Here is a 16,689-nt window from a genome sequence, read left to right on the forward strand (position 1 = left end):
CAATCGGAATCTGGTGCTCTCCGCTCGCGCGGCGTAGCGCCAAACTCGGCAGTCTCCGACAAAGCCGGGGCGGTTCAGCACTCATGATCGTGACGATCGCGTTGAAGCCGCAAGCCGCAAGCCGCAAGCCGCGAGCAACACCGCCAATCGCTTGTCGTTGGTCGCCAGTTCCTCGGCGCGCGCGTTCTGCGACGTTTCAAGCTCGCGACGCTTTGCCATGAGTGCGGCCTCGAGATCCTTGTCGCCAGTAAAACCGTATCCCACGACAGCCGCGTGCCGCTCGCCATCGGGAATATGGGCGAGCGCGTCGCTCATTCCTTGCATGCGCTCCACGACCACCGTGTTCGCCACGACTCGAACAGCGGAGCGCTGAAGAGTGAACTGCGGGGCGACGAAACCAATCGATCCAATCGAGCCGATGGTCGATACGGTAAGAAGAACGACGGTGGCGAGGTGACTAACTTTCATTGAGTGGAAGGAGGCGTGTCCCTCGGTTGTCTGAGGTGGAGATCGTCGTTGTCAGGAGCGAATCACGCGTAAGCGGTATTCGTGGCCCATAGGTCCGGATGCGATAACCGTCGGCCTGCCCAGCTTCACGGTCGTATCGACCTGCTGACGTTGGCCGCTCGCGTCGAGGAATTCCAGAGAAATACGTGCGGTGTCGTCCGGATTGATCGCCACGACCTTGCTGAGCAGCATGAAGGTGGTTCTTTCGTCACTGGATTGCAAGACGCTTTGCACGCCAAGGGGCCGCGCCTGGTCGATCTGCCTGATCATTTTGCCGGCGCTCATGTCGAACTCCTCGAACCGTATGCGTGTCATCGGTAGTGACGCGGCATCGTGCCGTTTCCCGTTCGAACAGATCACCAGCTGATGATCAACGGTTTCGGCAAATAAGCCGTTGTGTTCGACAGGGCACGCGGTATCGCCGCTCTGCACGAAGGCCGCTGCGCGCGGCATCGTGGACGCTGCGACATGTGCAATGTTTACTTCACCCACCGTGTTTGTCACGACGATGCTTTGACCATCTGGCGCTGTGATTCTGTGCGCCTAGGCCGTGACGGTCGTGTTTTGAAGTTCCAGTGACTGCCCGGGCACCTCCGCATGAGAAGCGAAAGCAGCACACGCGGACAATGCGACGAATAGGTTCTTTTTCACTTTCTACCCAATGGTTGGTCGTGGTGTGGGAGCGCGGCATTGACGCGCGGCACGGATTTATTCTCACCGGCGTCGAAGTCGCTGCGTGCCCGAAAGACGGGTAGATTTGGACGACTTTCGCGGGCAGCGCAGCAGGCGGATTGTGCTCATATCGAAAGCAGCTCGTAAGCGATCGACTGAAAAGCTCGCTAAAAACTGCGTCTTTGTCCCGTGAGAGAGCTACCCAGGTAGCTCCTCTCCGCTTTTTTGCCCTTCAACGACCTCCTATCGCGGTACGACCCGGGTTGGGTTATCCACAAGATTATGCCCAGAAACTGGGGATAACGATGTGCGGCGCGCGGCGAGAGACGCTATCAAATCCTCCGCTTTTGCGTGAGCGTGGCGCGCGTCGGACAGGTATCGCTTCCGAATTACCCGCGCTTCTCGCGCATCGACCTACGGCACGCCGTTTTCGGCAAGCCGCATTTCCAAGTTCCTTTCCCAAACCCGCAGGGGCACGTCCCCCTCGCGGGCGTGCGCCTGCCCATTCCTATGGAGCATCCGCATGTACACCCAGTTGATCGAGCAATTCAAGAATGCTCAAACGGCAGCCGCATCGGCCTACAGCGTTGTCGTTCAAGCCGAACGAGATGCCTTCGGCGATGGCAAGTCCGACTATTCGGCGATGGAAACACGCAGCGAATACAAGGCCGAGTGCGAACTCGAAAAGTTCTGCGCTCGTCTCGTTTCGCGTCTGGTGATGGAGGCCAGTCGCAAGTTCGCGCCGGCGGGCGGCAGAATCGAAATCGATTCGGACCGCGAGGCGGAGCGGTTTGGCCTCGACGTTGGGGAGGCCCTGCGCAAAGGGCATCTGCCTAACCTGGACGGCTTCTGGCAGCACCTCGAACGCACGTTCGGGGGTGATGCTGGCGAGCGGATTGCCTTCGAGCAGGCGGCCAAAGCGATCATCAGCGGCTTCTGGCTCAAGCCCGACACCGAGATCAAACGCACCAGCAGTGCGGTGATCTTGGAAAAGCGTGTTTCGTCCGAAGCATCGTTTCGCTCGAAAGGCGAGCGCGAGGTCAATTACCACTCGCAGTCGTCTGTCGCATCAACACTTGGTGGGCTGGCGACCTTCGCGGACAAGCATCGCTTCGGTGCGCTTGCGAATCAACTGCGCAATTTCAGCGTGCATCGTCTGACCTTCTCGACTCGTGAAAAGCTAACTTTCACCGGACTTGAGGTTGTGATGTTCAACGACAAATGGCAGTTCAAGTTCGCGCACGACGTCGGCGACGCACTGTCGATCTTCGTTAGCGAGTTCGGTGCCGAGTATCTCGCCTCGCGCGATCGGTACTGATCTTCCCAACCTTCATCTTTTCGACCCGCTTCGGCGGGTCTTTTTATTTCTAGAGGCTTTTCCATGCAGAGAGATCTTTTTTCCTTCGCGCCGGACTGGTACGGGCCGTTGCGTGCGATCAGAAGTCTGGGTTCGCAGGCACCGTCGGTCGCGCATCAAGGTGAGCTGGCCGCGGCTCGACGCCAGCACCTTGGCCAGTTCTTCACGCCGGACGCGATCGCCGCGTTCATGTGGAGTTTCGTGAGCGCTTGGCATATCGACCGCCGCATTCGTCTCTTCGACAACTCGGTGGGATCGGGGCGGCTGCTGCAGTACGCGGATCCGGAACGTCACGCCGTGTACGGCATCGACGTCCATGCCGATGTGATCCAGAAGTGTCAATCGGTGTTCGAGGAGGCTGGGTTCGAACGCGAGTTCAGGCAAGCCGGCATGGAAGACATTCGTCCGACGCGCTTCGATATTGCGCTCATCAACCCGCCGTTTTCGATTCACCTCGAGTCGCCGCACCTGCAGCCGCTCGAATGCACGACCTGGGGCAGATACGGTGCCAATACTAGTGCGTTGAGCCATGACTACAGCGTGCATCAGGCGCTGGAGGCGGCAAACATCGTCGTGGCCTTGCTTCCGATCACCACGGCCGAGGTCATGGTCTCGGGTGAGCAGGGCGACACGCTCAAGCGCCGTGCGGCCGGCCTATTCGAGCTGCCGCCTGACGCGTTCAAGCTCGAGGGTGCAAACGTGCGCACGGCGGTGGTCGTCTTCGATCGCTATCGCATGCGCCCGTCAGACTTCGTTCGCGTCCTCGTTGACGATCTCTCGAAGCCGGGCCCGGATCTCGGGCTTCATTTCGAGGATCGCTCGTTCGGGGAGCCACGCCTGCGGCTGCAGAAGCTGGATGACAGCAAGCCCGTCATCACGCGCGCGGTCACCGGCGACAAGTCGGTGATGATCTCTCACGACGGTAGACGCATTCGCCTCGGCTTCGCCTGTGGTTTCAACGAAGCGATGGTGCTGAATGCTGTTTTCGTGAAGCGGATCTATTCTCGGGACGGTCGTCGACTGCCGCGCGGCTTTCGCTACTCGGGACAGGGCTTGCTGGATATGGAAACGTATCTGATACAGGACGATCCGGTTGCCGCGTTCGATCAACTGCTCACACGGTTTCGCAGTGTCGGGGGCGAGCCGCAACTGGCGCCGGGCTTCATGGAGCACTTCCGCAGACGCATGCGGCGCAGCGTGCGGCAGGCAATACCGCTGCGGCATGCTGCATGGACCACCGGAGCAGGGTCGCGGGACGTGGTGAGCGGCACGGCGAAGGAGACCCACAAGGTCGATGCGACGCGATGGGCAAGTCCGCTCATCAAGGCGGGCGATGCTGTCCAGTTTGAACGGGTTGACAACGGACGATATCGGTACGCGCTGCATGGCGTGCCGTACCACCTGTCGGTCGACGAGCTCAACGCGCGGTTCGCGGTGGAGAACGTGAGCGAAGGGTGGGAAGTGGTGCACGAAGGATTGTGCGCGCGCTTTCCCGACCAAGCGGCTGCATTGCGCTCGCGCGTGAAGTCGCTTGGCGTCGATCGATGGTTCGACTGGGAGTTTCAGGTCGACGATCTGGTCGAGACGTTGCTGAAGCCCACTGGTTGCGTGGTCGCCTGGGAGCAAGGTTGCGGCAAGTCGCGGCTCGCACTGGCGTTGATCCTCGTGTCGGGCGTCAAGCACGGTCTCATCGTTGTCGAGTCCCGCCTGATTGCCGAGATGCTCAACGAGATCGCGCAGTTGCCTATCGCAGCGGAACAGGTGAAGGTGATCGAGTCCGCGGCGGATCTGAGCGATTTGCGGCAGTTCAATCTGATTTCGTACGAGCGGCTGCGGATGCCTGTCGACAAGTCGGTTTCAGCACGCGTGACCTATGCGCACCGGCTTCGTCGTCGGATCGGCCTGCTGGTGGCCGACGAGGGCGAACGTCTTGCCAATCCAACGAGCGATCAGAGCCGCGCGCTCTGCGAACTCTCGGCGCGGCGGCGCTTCGTTTTGACGGGCTCGCCGATCCCGAATTACCCCAGGGACGCATTCGGTTTGATTGCGTTCTCGGGGGGTGACGGAACGGCGGCGCAACCCTATGGCTACCGCGTCGGCTATCTTGAGCAGAACTGGATCAACTCGGTGGAGTACGCGATGCGCGGCGTCGATCGATTCAGGGATGACTTCGTGGTGCTGGAGTGGGTGACGTGGCAGTTTGCGGAGAGCCTGCAGGATGGGGCGAAGCGCGAAGTGCCGAAGATCGGCAACCTGCATCGGTACCGGGCGATGTTGGCCCCGCACATCAAGCGCAGGCTTGTCGCTGAGCCGGAGGTGTCGCGCTACATCCAGATCGAACCACCTGAATCCGAGGTGGAAACGGTCGAATGGGATCGCGGCCATCTGGCCGCGTATCTGCGTGCTGCTGACGAGTTCGCCGACTGGTACCGCGATTCGCGCGATGACAAAAAGGCGTGCAACCTCGTGACGATCCTGGCGCGCATTCGTGCCGTGCATTTCGCTGCCAACTTTCCGCAGTTCGGCATGGAGGGCGTCGAGCACGTGGGCGGCCTGACGAGCAAGCAACGCGCGGTGGTCGAGCGCATGCGGGCGATCGCGGCGGAGGGTAAGCAAGCCATTGTGTTTGCCGAGAATCCGGGCGTACTCGATCTGCTTGCGCGCGAGCTCGATTCGCACGGCGTTCAGACGGTGCCGTTTCATGGCGAGATCCCGATCAAGCGTCGCGTGGCCGATAAGGACAAGCGCTTCTTGACGGGGTTAGCGACCGGGCTGATGGCGACAAAAGCATCCGGGAGGGCGGGCTACAACCTGCCCAACGCCGACTACATCCTCTTCTACGACCGGTCGTGGACGTGGCGCATCGAGTATCAGGCGATGCGGCGCGCGCTGCGCTGGAACCGGAAGGGGGTGCTGAAGGTGCTGTATTTCCACTTGCCCGGCAGCATCGACGAGTATCAGGACCAGATGGTCGCGCACAAACGTGATGCGACGCAGGCAGGACTGGACTGGGCGACGCCGGAACTCGACGACGCTACGTTCCTGCACATGGACTCGTTGCTGGATCGCTTTGTCGATGATCTCGCATTGCTCGCCGATAGCACGGCGGGCGACATGCGCAAACAATTGAAGGAGGCTGCGTGAAAGACGCGAAGGTATCTGTATTGTTCGGCGAGGACGTCGTGACGGTCAAGCGCGAAGGCTCGAACCGCGCTGTGATGGCGAAGATTCTCGGAAAGGTGTCGGTCGAAGGCGTCGAAGTACTGTGCCTGGATCGCCTCGTGCACGAGAGCCATGAACAGCAGTTCGGCGATTGGACGCTCGCGGGTGCAGTCACGACGCTCCTGTCGCGTCCTCTCCTGGGCGCTGGCGCAGCGACTGCGTGACACCAACTCGTCTGTCATCTGAACCCAAACCCGGCTTTGCCGGGTTTTTTTTGTCCGACTCAAGAGTCGCCAATCCTGGTCCGCTTTGAAGCCAGAGCCCGGACGGCCCCGTGCAGTGAACCGAGTAACCAATGACCCGCAATGACTATTCTAAGTTTGACCCCAGGAAGGTAGACCTCGAAGCCTTCTCCAAAGAGCAATGGGTGTCGATCGCGCTTTATCGTGAGGCTCGCAAACAGCAACGGAAACTGCAGGTTAGCGCGATCTTCCTGGCAGTGGTTGTGGCAGGCGCAGCCGCCATGAGCGGCTTGTTCTCGGACATAGACGGGACGGACCCGGCCTTTCTCAACTCCCCGTGGATTCGCTACGGCATTCCAGCACTCGGAGCATTTTTTTGCGTTGGTGGCTATAGCGCTGTCGATCATCAACGTGGTCCGAGCTAAGTCGTTCATGCGCGAGTGGCGAGTGCCGGAGGATCTCATCAAGGTTCTTGAGCGGTACCCGACCGAGAAAATGTAGCGTCGTTGCCGCGCGCGCTTGCGGGAGAGCAGGTCACAGAATGAAAAGCCGTGTGACATCAGCGCCAATTGGTTCTCGTCAAAGATTGAGAGACAGCCTGATTTCGTGAGCTTTCGGGCCTGAGAGGGCAACGTAAACCGCTATCGTTGCACCATCACCCGCGTCTTTCGACGCATCGACCAGCGCTGATTCTCATCAGCCCACGTTGTTCAACCCTTCGGGAACCACCCGAAGGGGCGGGTTCCCTCCTTGGAGCCCTGCAATGCAACAACAACCTACTCTCGCTCTCAAGCACATTCAGGTCAGCGTCAATCCCCGCAAGTATTTCGATCCTGCGGAGATGGAAGAGCTCACGGCGTCCGTGCGCGAGAAAGGCGTCATTCAGCCCGTCATCGTACGAACGCTCGCTGATGGCGGTTACGCCCTCGTTGCCGGCGGCCGTAGATACAAGGCTGCGCTTGCGGCGCACGGCGACGACTACGAAATCCCTGTCGTGGTCCGGGAGATCGATGAAGCCGAAGCCAAGCAGTTGGCCATCATCGAGAATATCCAGCGTGCTGATATGTCGCCGGCGGAAGAAGCGATCGCCGCAGCCGAGCAAGTCGGGCTGTGCAAAGGCGATCGTGACGAAGTCGCGCGTATCTTCGGCTGGTCGCGCGCGACGCTCGACAAACGCCTCGCGCTGATGAACTGCAGCACGGGCGTGCTCGATGCGTTGAGCACGCGCCAGATCCTGCTGGGTCACGCCGAGTTGCTGGCGGCGCTCCCCAAAGAGACGCAGGACAAGCTGCTGCCGGTGATCGTCAAAGAAGGCAAGCCCGTCGCGGAGGTCAAGAAAACCATCGAACAGATCGCCTGTTCGTTGGCGGCCGCGATCTTCGACAAGGCCAATTGCGCCGGATGCCCGCATAACTCCTCCACTCAGGGCGAGATGTTCGGCGAATCCATTGGTACGGGAAACTGCACCAACCGCACCTGCTACAACGAGAAGACCGAAAAGATGCTCGACGCGACGGCTACCGGCCTGCGCGACGAATATCCGGTCGTACGTATCGTGCGTGCGGGCGACAACCACACGCGCGTGCAACTCTCGGTCGACGGTCCGAAAGGCGTCGGCGAAGAGCAGGCGAAGGCGTGTCACGCGTGCCAGAACTACGGCGCGGCCGTGAGTGCGCTGCCTGATTCGATCGGCAAGGTCTACAAGGGCCAGTGCTTCGACACAGTCTGCAACATGAAGAAAGTCGCGGCGAACCTGCAAGCTGTGAAGGCGGCCACGCAGCCAAAAGCGGCCGAGACGGCGCAAGCGGGCAAGAGCGGCGGTAAGTCTGCTGGCAAAGCGGCTCCGATTTCGGCATCGGATGCGAAGGCCACGGGTGCGAACTCCTCGGTGACGGTCGTGTCCGAGTCGGACCGGATCAAGTCTTATCGCGTGGCGTTGTGGCGTAAAGCCCTGCGTCGTGAGGTCGGCTCGGATCCCATGCTCGCTCAGCGATATCTCGTTGCGATCGCGCTCTCCGACCAGATGCGCTGTGTCGATCACAAGACGCTCTCGGGCATCTGGGAAAAGCTCACGCAAGAGCAGATCCCGGCGGGTGACGTGACGAAGGCCGCTGCCGCTACGGCTGCTGCCGAGGACGCACAGATGGCGCACGCCGTGACTGGCGTCACCATCGCAGCGATCCAGGGTCTCGACGTCCAGTACCTCACGCGTCTGTGCAAGCACCATCGGCTCGATCTCGCGAAGCACTGGAAGCTCTGCAAGGAGTTTCTGGAGTTGATCACGAAGTCGGAAATGATGGTCGTCGCTGATGAGCTGGGCATCCGTGCCGCACTCGGCGACAACTTCAAGAAGGTCTTCGGAAAATCCAAGTCGGAAGTCATCGACGCGCTCCTGACCGTCGACGGCTTCGACTACACCGGCAAGATTCCGAAGGTGCTCAAGTTCTAACCGCGCGGTTCGCCCGCGCATCGATCGTAGTTTCCATCCTTTATAGACCGCCTTCGGGCGGTCTTTTTTTCGTTCTCAGGAGTTTCCATGTTCGTCGCTATTGAACCGCTCTTGCGCAATTGCGCAAAGCTCACCCTTTCGTTGCAAATGAAGGGTGATGAAATGATCGTCTGTGTCATGCCGCAAGGCACGGCGAAGGACGCCGCCATGCTTCAGCCGCTCGCACTTACGGCGACCGCTGCTGAACTCGATGCAGGTTTCGCTGGTGCACTCGCGGCCTACACCGGCGCGCATGCGTCGCTGGCCGAGCAAGTTGCTGCCACGACCGCGATCCTCGAAGCCGCCAAGACGACGCAAGTCGCCAAGGCGACCAAGACGCTCGCGAAGGGCAGCAGCAAACCCGCTGCGCCGGCTTCCGGTAGATCGAGTGAAGGCGACGGCGACGGCGATGACGACGACAACGATAACGACGCGAACGCGCAAGAGCAAAGCACCGTTCCTGCCGATTCGTCGGCGGCCGCGTCGGCATCGACGGAACCGGCTAGCACCGGAACCAACCTCGCCTCACTTTTCGACTAAGGAGCCGTCATGTCCATTTCAGTCGCAAAGCTCACGCGCGAGTTTGTCTACAACGGCGTCACGTTCCCCGATCCGGGTCCCACGTTCTCGCCCGACGATGTCCGCGATCTCTACTGCGCGCAGTATCCGGAGCTGACGACCGCTGCCGTCGACGGGCCGAACTTGGAAGGCGAGGTGATGCGTTTCACGTTCGTGCGCGCGGCGGGTGCCAAGGGTGCTGCTCAGTTTGCCATGCAGCCCGAAGTCATCCATGCGTAAGCGCGATTTGCTCAAGGCCTTGTCCGATCCGGACTTGGCCGTTTCACATCAGCAGCCGCCCGACAGGGCGGTTTTTTTTCATGACAAGGAGATCGAGCAATGCTCTTCGATCCTCGTTCGTCTGGTGCAGAGGTCGCTGTCGCAGGAGAGTCATGGCAATCGCGATGCAATCGCGCTGCCCGACGTCGACCTGCCCATGATTTTCTGAGCTTGCCGGCCATCGGCTCCGATGTTCATACGCGCGCTGATCTGCGCTGGAACGCGGAGAAAGATGTCGCGTGTCTGATTGCCGAACAGTTCGACTCGGGCGTCCTTCAGGCACGCGATGTTCCCGAATTCAAGGGAGCGGGCGACGCGCTCGCTCACGCATTTTTTGCGTGGGCCAGGCGTCACACGTCGAAGTTGAAGTGTCTGAACTTCGATTTCGTGCTGTGCGACGTGGCCGCGGTTCGGGAGGTGGCGCAGTATCAAGAGGATGGTGTCGATTTTGAGCCTACCTCGCCTCTCTATCTCGGCATCGAGATCACCGGCGAAAACATCCTGGAATTCGGCACACGAGCGGCCGCACTCAGGAAGGTACATCCGCGGCTGGTGACCACCGCGATGCTGCTGATCAACCGGGCTGCCGGCCGTACGGTCTGGATTCGCACGCCGGACGAGCTTTTGTGCGAATTCTCTTCGTGGTTCTGGGAGGGCGACCCGGCCGCGACCGACGACGAAGCACGCGAGTGCATGACGGAACGATTCGGCGACGACGAGGGGGAGATCGAGCATTACCTTCCCTCCGTCGTACGCGCCGAGCTTTGTCCGGATGACATGGATGTCTTTCGTTGTAAGCGCTCGCGTGGCGGTAGGCAAAGGCTTGTGCATAAGCACCCGCTTAGCGTCGCTACGCTGCGTCGGCTTCAGCGGTTCACTTACGGTCCAACCCGTCGTGTCTGCCGCGAACTCGAAAGGCTAAGTTTGATGCTTCGCCGGTCGAGTAAGAGTCAGTTGTTCAATTGCGCTTATCAACCGCGCTGCGCGTATGCGGCGGCGACCTTGACGGTTCAAAACGACAGACGCGTCGGCGAGTTGCTCGATTCGCACTACGAGTATCTGTCCAGCGTCGGCGACGGCACCACGTACTACGGCTTCGTGCCGTTTGCCTCTTCCCCCGACGCCATCCGCAAGCAGTACGCGGACTGGGCCATGGGACTTTCCATTATTGGCCAACTCGATCGCGTCATCGCGTCGCTCGCGGCATAACACCTGGAGCTTACATATGAAAGGGCTTGATATCGGCTCGGATCGCGTCGACGAACTCGCCGCGACGAGCGCAATTTTGTTGTATGGCCGAGAGGAGCGCAGTGCGGTCTACGGCACCGTTCATCCCGTGCTGCAAGGCAAAGGCGGTCGGGCGACGATCGGAGCGGGTCGGCCGATCGAACGCAAGGCGCTGTTCGAATGCCTGCGCGAGCTGGCAGAGCATGCGGCGGCGCCGGCCGAGTTTCTGCCTGAGACGGTGCTGTCCGTGTCGCAGCATGCGGTGATGTGGTGGTGCAGACCGGCGATGCGTCGAGTCTTCTTCGAATGTCCGGAGATCGGGCGGCGCAGTGCGGTCGTGCCGCATCCGGGGTTGGTGTTCCGCGCAGCTTCGAACGGGTTTTCCGTGTTCGCGCTGCAGGAGGCCTGCCGGCCAACGCCTGAGTCGAAGCTGCACGAACCGCCTTACTTTAACACCTGGGATTTGGGAAAGATCTGCATCGGCTCGGCCCAAGTTCCTCGGCGCGTCGATGTGGCTTCGATCGCAGGCTGGGAGAGCGGATTCTTCGAGTCCGCGTTCACCCACCCAAATCACGGCGGCAAACGTGTTTCGCATCGCAACGGCGAGTTCGCCTTCTGGAAGGAAATGCTCGACGGCAAGTTTGGCGAGCAATTCCCGAAGGAGGTGCTTGTCCCCATGAACCTTACTCTCGCTGAGCTGATTGCCGGCAAACAAGGAGTCTAACGATGAATGCTGGTGATTTGGCGCTTCAGCGCTCTTTTCCGACCGTGATGGTTCCCCGGCGCGAGCCGGTGGCACCGATGGCCGCGGCCGGTGAGCGGTTGCTCATTGGTGAAAACGGCGTGTATATCGAGATCGATCTGCCGTGGCTGTCGGTCGTACGCCGCGTCGCACATTACTCTGTTCCGACCGCAATCCCGTATGGGCAGGTGGTTGAATCGACGGTGCTTCGCTGCGGATCTGTGCCGCCGCATCTGATCGGCGAGTTCGTCGAGACGGCGCGCGCGGCACACCCGCTGGAAACGGGCGCGTGGGTGGTCTGGAATGTTCAGACCCAGCAATTTCGTCTGGCTCCGGTCAAGGTTCTCGCACAGGACACCGGCTCGCTCAAATACGAGCGGCCGGCGCTCTCGCCCGATGAACTGAGGGTAATCGACTGCCACTCGCACGGCGCGCATCCGGCGTTTTTCTCGTCGACTGACAACGAAGACGACCGGCATGAGACGAAGTTCGCATTCGTCGTCGGGAACTGCGCCTCGCCGGTGCCGAGCATGGCCTTGCGGCTGTGCGCGAAAGGCATCTTCGAGGACGTCGAGCGTGTGCCAAGCAGTTGGTACACGGCCGCGCGTCTGAAGGAGGTCGCATGACGACAGCTATCCGTCACGCGCTTCCTTCGCGGATGCTCGAGCGCGCCTGGAACGTGGTCGTGGTCGGCGCCGGTGGTACAGGCAGCGCGGTGCTTCCAAGCCTCGCGCGCTTGCATCACGCGATGGTCGAACTCGGTCACCCGGGCGGAATCGACTGCACGGTGTTCGATGACGACACGGTCAGTCCGACCAACGTCGGCCGACAGGGCTTTTATCCGAACGATACGGGCGAGTACAAAGCCTCGCTCATCGTCAATCGGCTGAACACGCTGATGGGAACCGACTGGCGAGCGCAGACGCGGCGCTTCGGCGCGAGCGAGACGGTCTACAACGTCGATCTGGTCATTGGTTGCGTGGACACGCGCGCCGCAAGGCATGCGATTGTCCGCGCGGCGGAGCACTCGGGCGTCTACTACCTCGATTGTGGCAACGATACCGATCGCGGTCAGATCGTGTTGGGGCAGGTCTGCAGCAAGAGTTACGCGAAGAAGAATCCGGAACGCTTGCCGCACGTCGGCGAGTTGTTTCCGGAACTCATCAACGCGAAGCTCGATGTGAAAGACGACACACCGTCCTGCTCGATGGCAGAGGCGCTGCGCAAGCAGTCGCTGGTCATCAATCAGGCCATCGCGGTCCAAGCATTCAACATGCTCTGGACCATGTTTCGAACTGGCGCAGTGCCGTTCTCGGGCGTGTTCGTGAACCTCGCAACGGGGCGCACGAATCCGATTGCGCTGGACCCGGCCGTATGGGCGCGCTTTGGCTATACGGTTTCGAAGCCACTTGAAAAGAAAGCCGGCAAACGTCGAAAGACTAAACCGGCTGACTAAACGACACCGACTCTCTTCGGAGAATCGGGTCTCCACCCGTGCCGAAAGGCACTTCTCTATAGGAGCTTGAATGCTTCGTGCAGTTGTAACTCTGGTGCTGTCGCTATTGAAAGTGGTGACGTATTTGGTCAAACAGTGGAAATCAGCTTGCGTCGGTTTGCTGGTGGGCCTCGGCGTACGCTGGTATCCGCAATCGTGGCCGGGCAGCGAGTGGCTCGATGCGAAATTCCATCGCATTGCGCATCGTGCTGCGGAGCCTCTGGGCTACCTCATGCTGGCCCTGCTCGCCGTGCTTTTGGCGTCGCTGGTGTATCAGCACTTCGCGAAACACGATGGCGGGCGGTCCAGTCGGTTCGTCCGCGCGTGCGACAACGTGCTAACGAAGCGTGTGATGCCGGCCATCGCCGCCGCGGGCGCCGCAGTGTTTGGTGCGAGTGTTCCGTTCGGTGAGCAAGGCGTCATTTTCGCCGCGTCGTTCATCGTATGGCTCGGTGCGATTCTCTGCTGCCTCCAGGTGATGGCGGACTACGCCGCGATGCCCACAGCAAGTCGTAACTTCTGCGCCCCTGCATGGGGCGGTTTCTCTTCATCCCCAGCGGGTAAACAGCCCGTTGGGGCTGCTCCGCGCCATCATCGGAGCAAATCATGAGTTCTTCCATTCTGACCGGCAAGCGTGCGGCTGCGTTTCAAAAGGCCGATGGCGAGTGGATCTACGCGCTGTTTGAGCGTGGCTACGAGTCGAACGTCTATCCGCACCAGGACCACTGGTCGGCGGTCGCGCTCGGCAACTATGCCGAGGTCATGCGAAGACTGTTCTCGCACGCAGCGAGTTGCGAAGGCGGCATGCTCAGAAGCAAGGCTGGCTCAATCAAGCCGGAAAATTTCATCACGTCCTGGCAGCGCGAGTTGGCCAGGCCGTTCACGCTGCCGGACCAACGAATCACGCTTTCGTCGTCGAGATCGATGTATTCGGCGGTGCCGGAGTCGCAGTTTGAGGACGTTCGGTCGAAGTTGATAAGGTCCGGGTTCGAGGCGCAAGCCGACGAACTGGCGACAGGCGGTCTCACCGTCTCGCTGCATGCGGACATCGAACTCCTGCTCTCGATCTATGGCAATGCCGGACCGCTCAGCGTGTGGCGGATACTCAAGGAGTACGACACCGGCACCGTGCAGATCGACGTTCCCGTGCCGCTGGCATCGAAGACTGCGATGGAACGCATGCCCGAGGTCCGGTGTCATGCGATCGATCGCGATAATCGGTTGATCGCGATCGGCGTCGCGCCGTGGCGGCATGCTGGCTGGCAGTACAACGCCATCGGCTCGTTCATCACGGACGTCGTGTATTCGATCGAGATGGAAGCGCCGGGATTCGCGAAGAAGGCGATCCCAGCGTTTCGTGATACGGTGCGCACGGCGTCCACGGTGCCAGCGGCGACTCGAATCACCGTGACGCGATCGCCTGAGGGCGAGGACAAATGGCGTATTCGATCAGCAGGCGAACTGGCGCAGAGACTCGGGATGGCTGCCGACGGCGAATCCGCGTCGGATGTGTTTAGCTTTGCATTTGGTGATTTGCTCGGGCGGGAAGACACCGGCCAGTTGCTTTACGGACTGGGCGGTCTGAGCGATGCCCAGGCGCACTGGGACGTTCCGGTAAGCCGCGAAGGGGTGGCGCCGGGCCCAGCGTTCTTCGCGGCAGACGTTCAGCTATCCCTCTGTCTTGCATAACCTTTCGACCAGCGCCACGCCCCCGGACTTCCGGGGCGTGGCGCTTTCTTTTTAAGACCCCAGCAACAGCGGAGTCATATGCCGGACGAGCGTCAAAAGTACCGTTGGGGGGTTGCTCTTGCTGCAATAAGCATCCATGCCCGCTGCCACGCCTTCGGTCATGACGTCTTCTTCCGGAAGCGAGGTGTGAGCGATGATAGGGACGAGCCGCATGTGCGCGATCTGCCGTATCGAGCGGCTAAGATCAAATCCGTTCTGGATTGGCATCTCGATATCGAGCACGACGACGTGCGGAATCCAGACACCAATGAGCCTGAGGCTCGCCGTTGAGTCGGCGGTTCGAGCCGTGAACTCTTCAGCCTCCAGTACGGCCTGCAGGGCATCCGCTACGTCGCCGTCGTCGTCGACGATCAGAACGCAGATTGGCGGGGTAACAGGTGCAAAGGCACGAGTGGTCCATAACGGTGGTGTCGATCGGGCGGTGCTCACGATGTGAACCTCGGACGTTTCTTTATACGGATGTCCGAAACCTGCGCAACGCCCGTTCCTAAGTTCACCCGTGTCAATGGCCCTCGCGTAACTCGTCCAGAGCGAGCTCCGCCTCTCGGCGGGCTTCCTCATAGCTCGCGCAGGCCCGAGCGGACTGGCGAAGCAATTTCATCCGATGTTCGGTCAAATCCGGAACCGTGATCGACCAGACCCAGCCGCCGGCGTCGTGTCTCACAGAAATTACTTCCGAAGGCTCATCCATGCGCAGCGTCCTCTCGCCGTTATTGGGTGCCGTGGAGTGTACTGGAATGGACCGCCCGGACGGCGATGCTGCGGTGCGTGCTAGAAAGCGAAAGAGGCCTGATGCGGCTGCTGGATCGTTTCTAGCGTACCGCTATTTTTCTCGAGCAACTCATCGTACCGCGCGAGCACCGACGCGGCGTCCACACACTGTATGTCGATGCCGATGAGCGCCGCTACGCGGGACCGCACGCTGGCGAGCAGTTTGGCCTCGTCGAGGGTCGGACGGACGGTTGGCCAGCCGGACGTGAACAGCAGATGCGCGGGGATTTCCCCTTCGATGGCCTGACGTTGTGCAGCGGCGGTTTTTGCACGGGAGACGGAGGCGGCGAGCGCTGGTGACAAGAGTTCGGGCGCGACGTCGGCAAGCCACCTTTGTCCTTGAAAGTCGAATGTCGACGCGGCCTCGAGTGCGACCATCGCGCGATAGACGTCGTGATTGTCCGCGCAGCTTGCAGCGGCGCGAAGGTCATCGAGCGAACTCATGATGCAGTAAGCACACGACACGCGCGATGCGCCGTAGACAGTGTAAGCCTCGTGCAGCGTCAGTTCGGCCGCTGCGATCTCCGTGAAGACTTGGTCGACGGTCCATTCGATGATGGCGTTCCACGTGATGCCGGTGCGGCCTTTCCTCGATAGCGATGCGAGCGGGGAGGATACAGGCATCTTGCTTCGGGCGCTGCTTTCGAGCCGGCGCACGCCGGTAACATTGACAATGTCTTGAGTGGGATACCGCTTTTTGAGGGCGGAGAAAATGACCGAACTTTTGAGCTCGGACGTGCAGAACCTGAGAGCCGGGGTGCTCCACGGCAGAATAAGCCGCACGCAGGACAGGTCACGATATCGCTCGACATTATTGGCCCAGCGCTTTTTCCATCTGGCGAGCATGTCGCCCCGCTTGTCGCCGCACCGTCAGCAGTTCCCATCCGAGATGCGCCGCGAGTCTTTCGCACACCGGACCGCTGTCTTTCCATTCTGTTATGGCGCGCGCAATATGAGATGGAACAGGGGATGTTTGTCGCGCGGACGGCGAGAACGATGTTCTGAACTTTTCCGCGCGTAGCGCGCGACGCTGCAGGCGTAAAGAAGGCCGATGCACCTCTGGTATCGTGCGACGTTGTCCAGACCCCGCACGCTTTCCAGAACTGACCGGCCTATGCATCGTATCGTACACGCCCATCGCGCGCTGGAGCAACACCAGCGCGCCATCCTTTCCACGCTCGAATCCTACCGTCCGCCACGTTGTCCGCACTGTGGCGTCGCCAGCCTTTGGGGGCATGGCTCTTACGACCGCAAGGCTGATCGCAGCGCAGCCGGTGCCCTGAATCCCGTTCTGGTGCCACGCTTTCGCTGCACGGCGTGCTGCCGTACCTGTTCGCGCCTGCCGCTGTGCTTCTGCCCGCGTCGCTGGTACGGCTGGGCATTGCAGCAGCTGGTGCTCTGCCTGTGCATGTCCGGCATGTCGCTGCGCCGCATCGCCGC

At 60.8% G+C, this 16,689-nt stretch carries 19 protein-coding genes; 15 read left to right on the forward strand and 4 right to left on the reverse strand.

What is annotated here, in order from left to right; translation table 11 throughout:
* Positions 1 to 81: 81 nt before the first annotated feature.
* Positions 82 to 315: a hypothetical protein gene (locus AWB75_RS37495; protein ID WP_143746637.1), complete on the reverse strand. Its 234-nt coding sequence runs from the start codon at positions 313 to 315 to the stop codon at positions 82 to 84.
* Positions 316 to 519: 204 nt separating this feature from the next.
* Entirely contained in the window at positions 520 to 1,011 is a 492-nt protein-coding gene (locus AWB75_RS34595; protein WP_143746639.1) for a hypothetical protein, read from the reverse strand.
* Between the two features lie 691 nt (positions 1,012 to 1,702).
* Between AWB75_RS34595 and AWB75_RS34600 the strand changes: the two genes are divergently transcribed.
* From AWB75_RS34600 to AWB75_RS34660, 14 genes are all read left to right on the forward strand, one after another.
* Entirely contained in the window at positions 1,703 to 2,497 is a 795-nt protein-coding gene (locus AWB75_RS34600; RefSeq protein ID WP_061128461.1) for a hypothetical protein, read from the forward strand.
* Positions 2,498 to 2,560: 63 nt separating this feature from the next.
* On the forward strand, positions 2,561 to 5,680 hold the full coding sequence (locus AWB75_RS34605) for an SNF2-related protein (protein WP_061128462.1): 3,120 nt from the start codon (positions 2,561 to 2,563) through the stop codon (positions 5,678 to 5,680).
* Positions 5,677 to 5,922 carry a hypothetical protein gene (locus tag AWB75_RS34610; protein WP_061128463.1) on the forward strand — a complete coding sequence of 82 codons (246 nt, stop codon included), beginning with the start codon at positions 5,677 to 5,679 and terminating at the stop codon, positions 5,920 to 5,922. The genes AWB75_RS34605 and AWB75_RS34610 overlap by 4 nt, the downstream gene beginning before the upstream one ends.
* A 131-nt stretch (positions 5,923 to 6,053) precedes the next feature.
* Positions 6,054 to 6,365: a hypothetical protein gene (locus AWB75_RS34615; RefSeq protein ID WP_061128464.1), complete on the forward strand. Its 312-nt coding sequence runs from the start codon at positions 6,054 to 6,056 to the stop codon at positions 6,363 to 6,365.
* 338 nt (positions 6,366 to 6,703) lie between these two features.
* The gene (locus tag AWB75_RS34620; RefSeq protein WP_061128465.1) at positions 6,704 to 8,389 is read left to right on the forward strand and encodes a PRTRC system ParB family protein; all 1,686 of its coding nucleotides are present in this window, start codon (positions 6,704 to 6,706) and stop codon (positions 8,387 to 8,389) included.
* 87 nt (positions 8,390 to 8,476) lie between these two features.
* Positions 8,477 to 8,968 (forward strand): PRTRC system protein E, encoded by a 492-nt coding sequence (locus AWB75_RS34625; protein ID WP_061128466.1) that lies wholly within the window; start codon positions 8,477 to 8,479, stop codon positions 8,966 to 8,968.
* A gap of 9 nt (positions 8,969 to 8,977) precedes the next feature.
* Positions 8,978 to 9,226 carry a PRTRC system protein C gene (locus AWB75_RS34630; RefSeq protein ID WP_061128467.1) on the forward strand — a complete coding sequence of 83 codons (249 nt, stop codon included), beginning with the start codon at positions 8,978 to 8,980 and terminating at the stop codon, positions 9,224 to 9,226.
* Positions 9,219 to 9,434, forward strand: a complete 216-nt coding sequence (locus tag AWB75_RS37890) for a hypothetical protein (RefSeq protein WP_061128468.1) — start codon at positions 9,219 to 9,221, stop codon at positions 9,432 to 9,434. The genes AWB75_RS34630 and AWB75_RS37890 overlap by 8 nt, the downstream gene beginning before the upstream one ends.
* 2 nt (positions 9,435 to 9,436) lie before the next feature.
* Positions 9,437 to 10,474 carry a PRTRC system protein F gene (locus tag AWB75_RS34635; RefSeq protein ID WP_061128469.1) on the forward strand — a complete coding sequence of 346 codons (1,038 nt, stop codon included), beginning with the start codon at positions 9,437 to 9,439 and terminating at the stop codon, positions 10,472 to 10,474.
* A gap of 16 nt (positions 10,475 to 10,490) precedes the next feature.
* Positions 10,491 to 11,216 (forward strand): PRTRC system protein B, encoded by a 726-nt coding sequence (locus AWB75_RS34640; protein ID WP_061128470.1) that lies wholly within the window; start codon positions 10,491 to 10,493, stop codon positions 11,214 to 11,216.
* A gap of 2 nt (positions 11,217 to 11,218) precedes the next feature.
* Positions 11,219 to 11,860 (forward strand): PRTRC system protein A, encoded by a 642-nt coding sequence (locus AWB75_RS34645; RefSeq protein WP_061128471.1) that lies wholly within the window; start codon positions 11,219 to 11,221, stop codon positions 11,858 to 11,860.
* Complete coding sequence (locus AWB75_RS34650) at positions 11,857 to 12,690, forward strand: PRTRC system ThiF family protein (RefSeq protein WP_061128472.1); 834 nt, start codon at positions 11,857 to 11,859, stop codon at positions 12,688 to 12,690. Before AWB75_RS34645 ends, AWB75_RS34650 begins: the two co-directional genes overlap by 4 nt.
* 70 nt (positions 12,691 to 12,760) lie before the next feature.
* On the forward strand, positions 12,761 to 13,339 hold the full coding sequence (locus tag AWB75_RS34655; protein WP_143746641.1) for a hypothetical protein: 579 nt from the start codon (positions 12,761 to 12,763) through the stop codon (positions 13,337 to 13,339).
* Positions 13,336 to 14,418, forward strand: coding sequence for a hypothetical protein (locus tag AWB75_RS34660; RefSeq protein WP_061128474.1), 1,083 nt, complete (start codon positions 13,336 to 13,338; stop codon positions 14,416 to 14,418). Before AWB75_RS34655 ends, AWB75_RS34660 begins: the two co-directional genes overlap by 4 nt.
* A 51-nt stretch (positions 14,419 to 14,469) precedes the next feature.
* Here the strand turns inward: AWB75_RS34660 and AWB75_RS34665 are convergent, their stop codons facing one another.
* Complete coding sequence (locus AWB75_RS34665; protein ID WP_159462842.1) at positions 14,470 to 14,907, reverse strand: response regulator; 438 nt, start codon at positions 14,905 to 14,907, stop codon at positions 14,470 to 14,472.
* Positions 14,908 to 15,249: 342 nt separating this feature from the next.
* The gene (locus AWB75_RS34670; protein ID WP_235012398.1) at positions 15,250 to 16,095 is read right to left on the reverse strand and encodes a hypothetical protein; all 846 of its coding nucleotides are present in this window, start codon (positions 16,093 to 16,095) and stop codon (positions 15,250 to 15,252) included.
* Between the two features lie 268 nt (positions 16,096 to 16,363).
* Between AWB75_RS34670 and AWB75_RS39050 the strand changes: the two genes are divergently transcribed.
* A partial coding sequence (locus AWB75_RS39050) for a DUF6431 domain-containing protein (protein WP_235012399.1) occupies positions 16,364 to 16,689 on the forward strand: 326 nt, incomplete at its 3' end.

Origin of the sequence: Caballeronia catudaia (genome assembly GCF_001544755.2) — a bacterium.
Lineage (GTDB): Bacteria > Pseudomonadota > Gammaproteobacteria > Burkholderiales > Burkholderiaceae > Caballeronia > Caballeronia catudaia.

Bases quoted from the DNA above. Each gene is read 5' to 3' on its own strand.
- AWB75_RS34615 (WP_061128464.1), top strand. From the start codon at position 6,054: ATGACCCGCAATGACTATTCTAAGTTTGACCCCAGGAAGGTAGACCTC.
- AWB75_RS34670 (WP_235012398.1), bottom strand. From the start codon at position 16,095: ATGCTCGCCAGATGGAAAAAGCGCTGGGCCAATAATGTCGAGCGATAT.
- AWB75_RS34645 (WP_061128471.1), top strand. From the start codon at position 11,219: ATGAATGCTGGTGATTTGGCGCTTCAGCGCTCTTTTCCGACCGTGATG.
- AWB75_RS34600 (WP_061128461.1), top strand. From the start codon at position 1,703: ATGTACACCCAGTTGATCGAGCAATTCAAGAATGCTCAAACGGCAGCC.
- AWB75_RS34630 (WP_061128467.1), top strand. From the start codon at position 8,978: ATGTCCATTTCAGTCGCAAAGCTCACGCGCGAGTTTGTCTACAACGGC.
- AWB75_RS34620 (WP_061128465.1), top strand. From the start codon at position 6,704: ATGCAACAACAACCTACTCTCGCTCTCAAGCACATTCAGGTCAGCGTC.
- AWB75_RS37890 (WP_061128468.1), top strand. From the start codon at position 9,219: ATGCGTAAGCGCGATTTGCTCAAGGCCTTGTCCGATCCGGACTTGGCC.
- AWB75_RS34660 (WP_061128474.1), top strand. From the start codon at position 13,336: ATGAGTTCTTCCATTCTGACCGGCAAGCGTGCGGCTGCGTTTCAAAAG.
- AWB75_RS34625 (WP_061128466.1), top strand. From the start codon at position 8,477: ATGTTCGTCGCTATTGAACCGCTCTTGCGCAATTGCGCAAAGCTCACC.
- AWB75_RS34605 (WP_061128462.1), top strand. From the start codon at position 2,561: ATGCAGAGAGATCTTTTTTCCTTCGCGCCGGACTGGTACGGGCCGTTG.
- AWB75_RS37495 (WP_143746637.1), bottom strand. From the start codon at position 315: ATGAGCGACGCGCTCGCCCATATTCCCGATGGCGAGCGGCACGCGGCT.
- AWB75_RS34655 (WP_143746641.1), top strand. From the start codon at position 12,761: ATGCTTCGTGCAGTTGTAACTCTGGTGCTGTCGCTATTGAAAGTGGTG.
- AWB75_RS34640 (WP_061128470.1), top strand. From the start codon at position 10,491: ATGAAAGGGCTTGATATCGGCTCGGATCGCGTCGACGAACTCGCCGCG.
- AWB75_RS34650 (WP_061128472.1), top strand. From the start codon at position 11,857: ATGACGACAGCTATCCGTCACGCGCTTCCTTCGCGGATGCTCGAGCGC.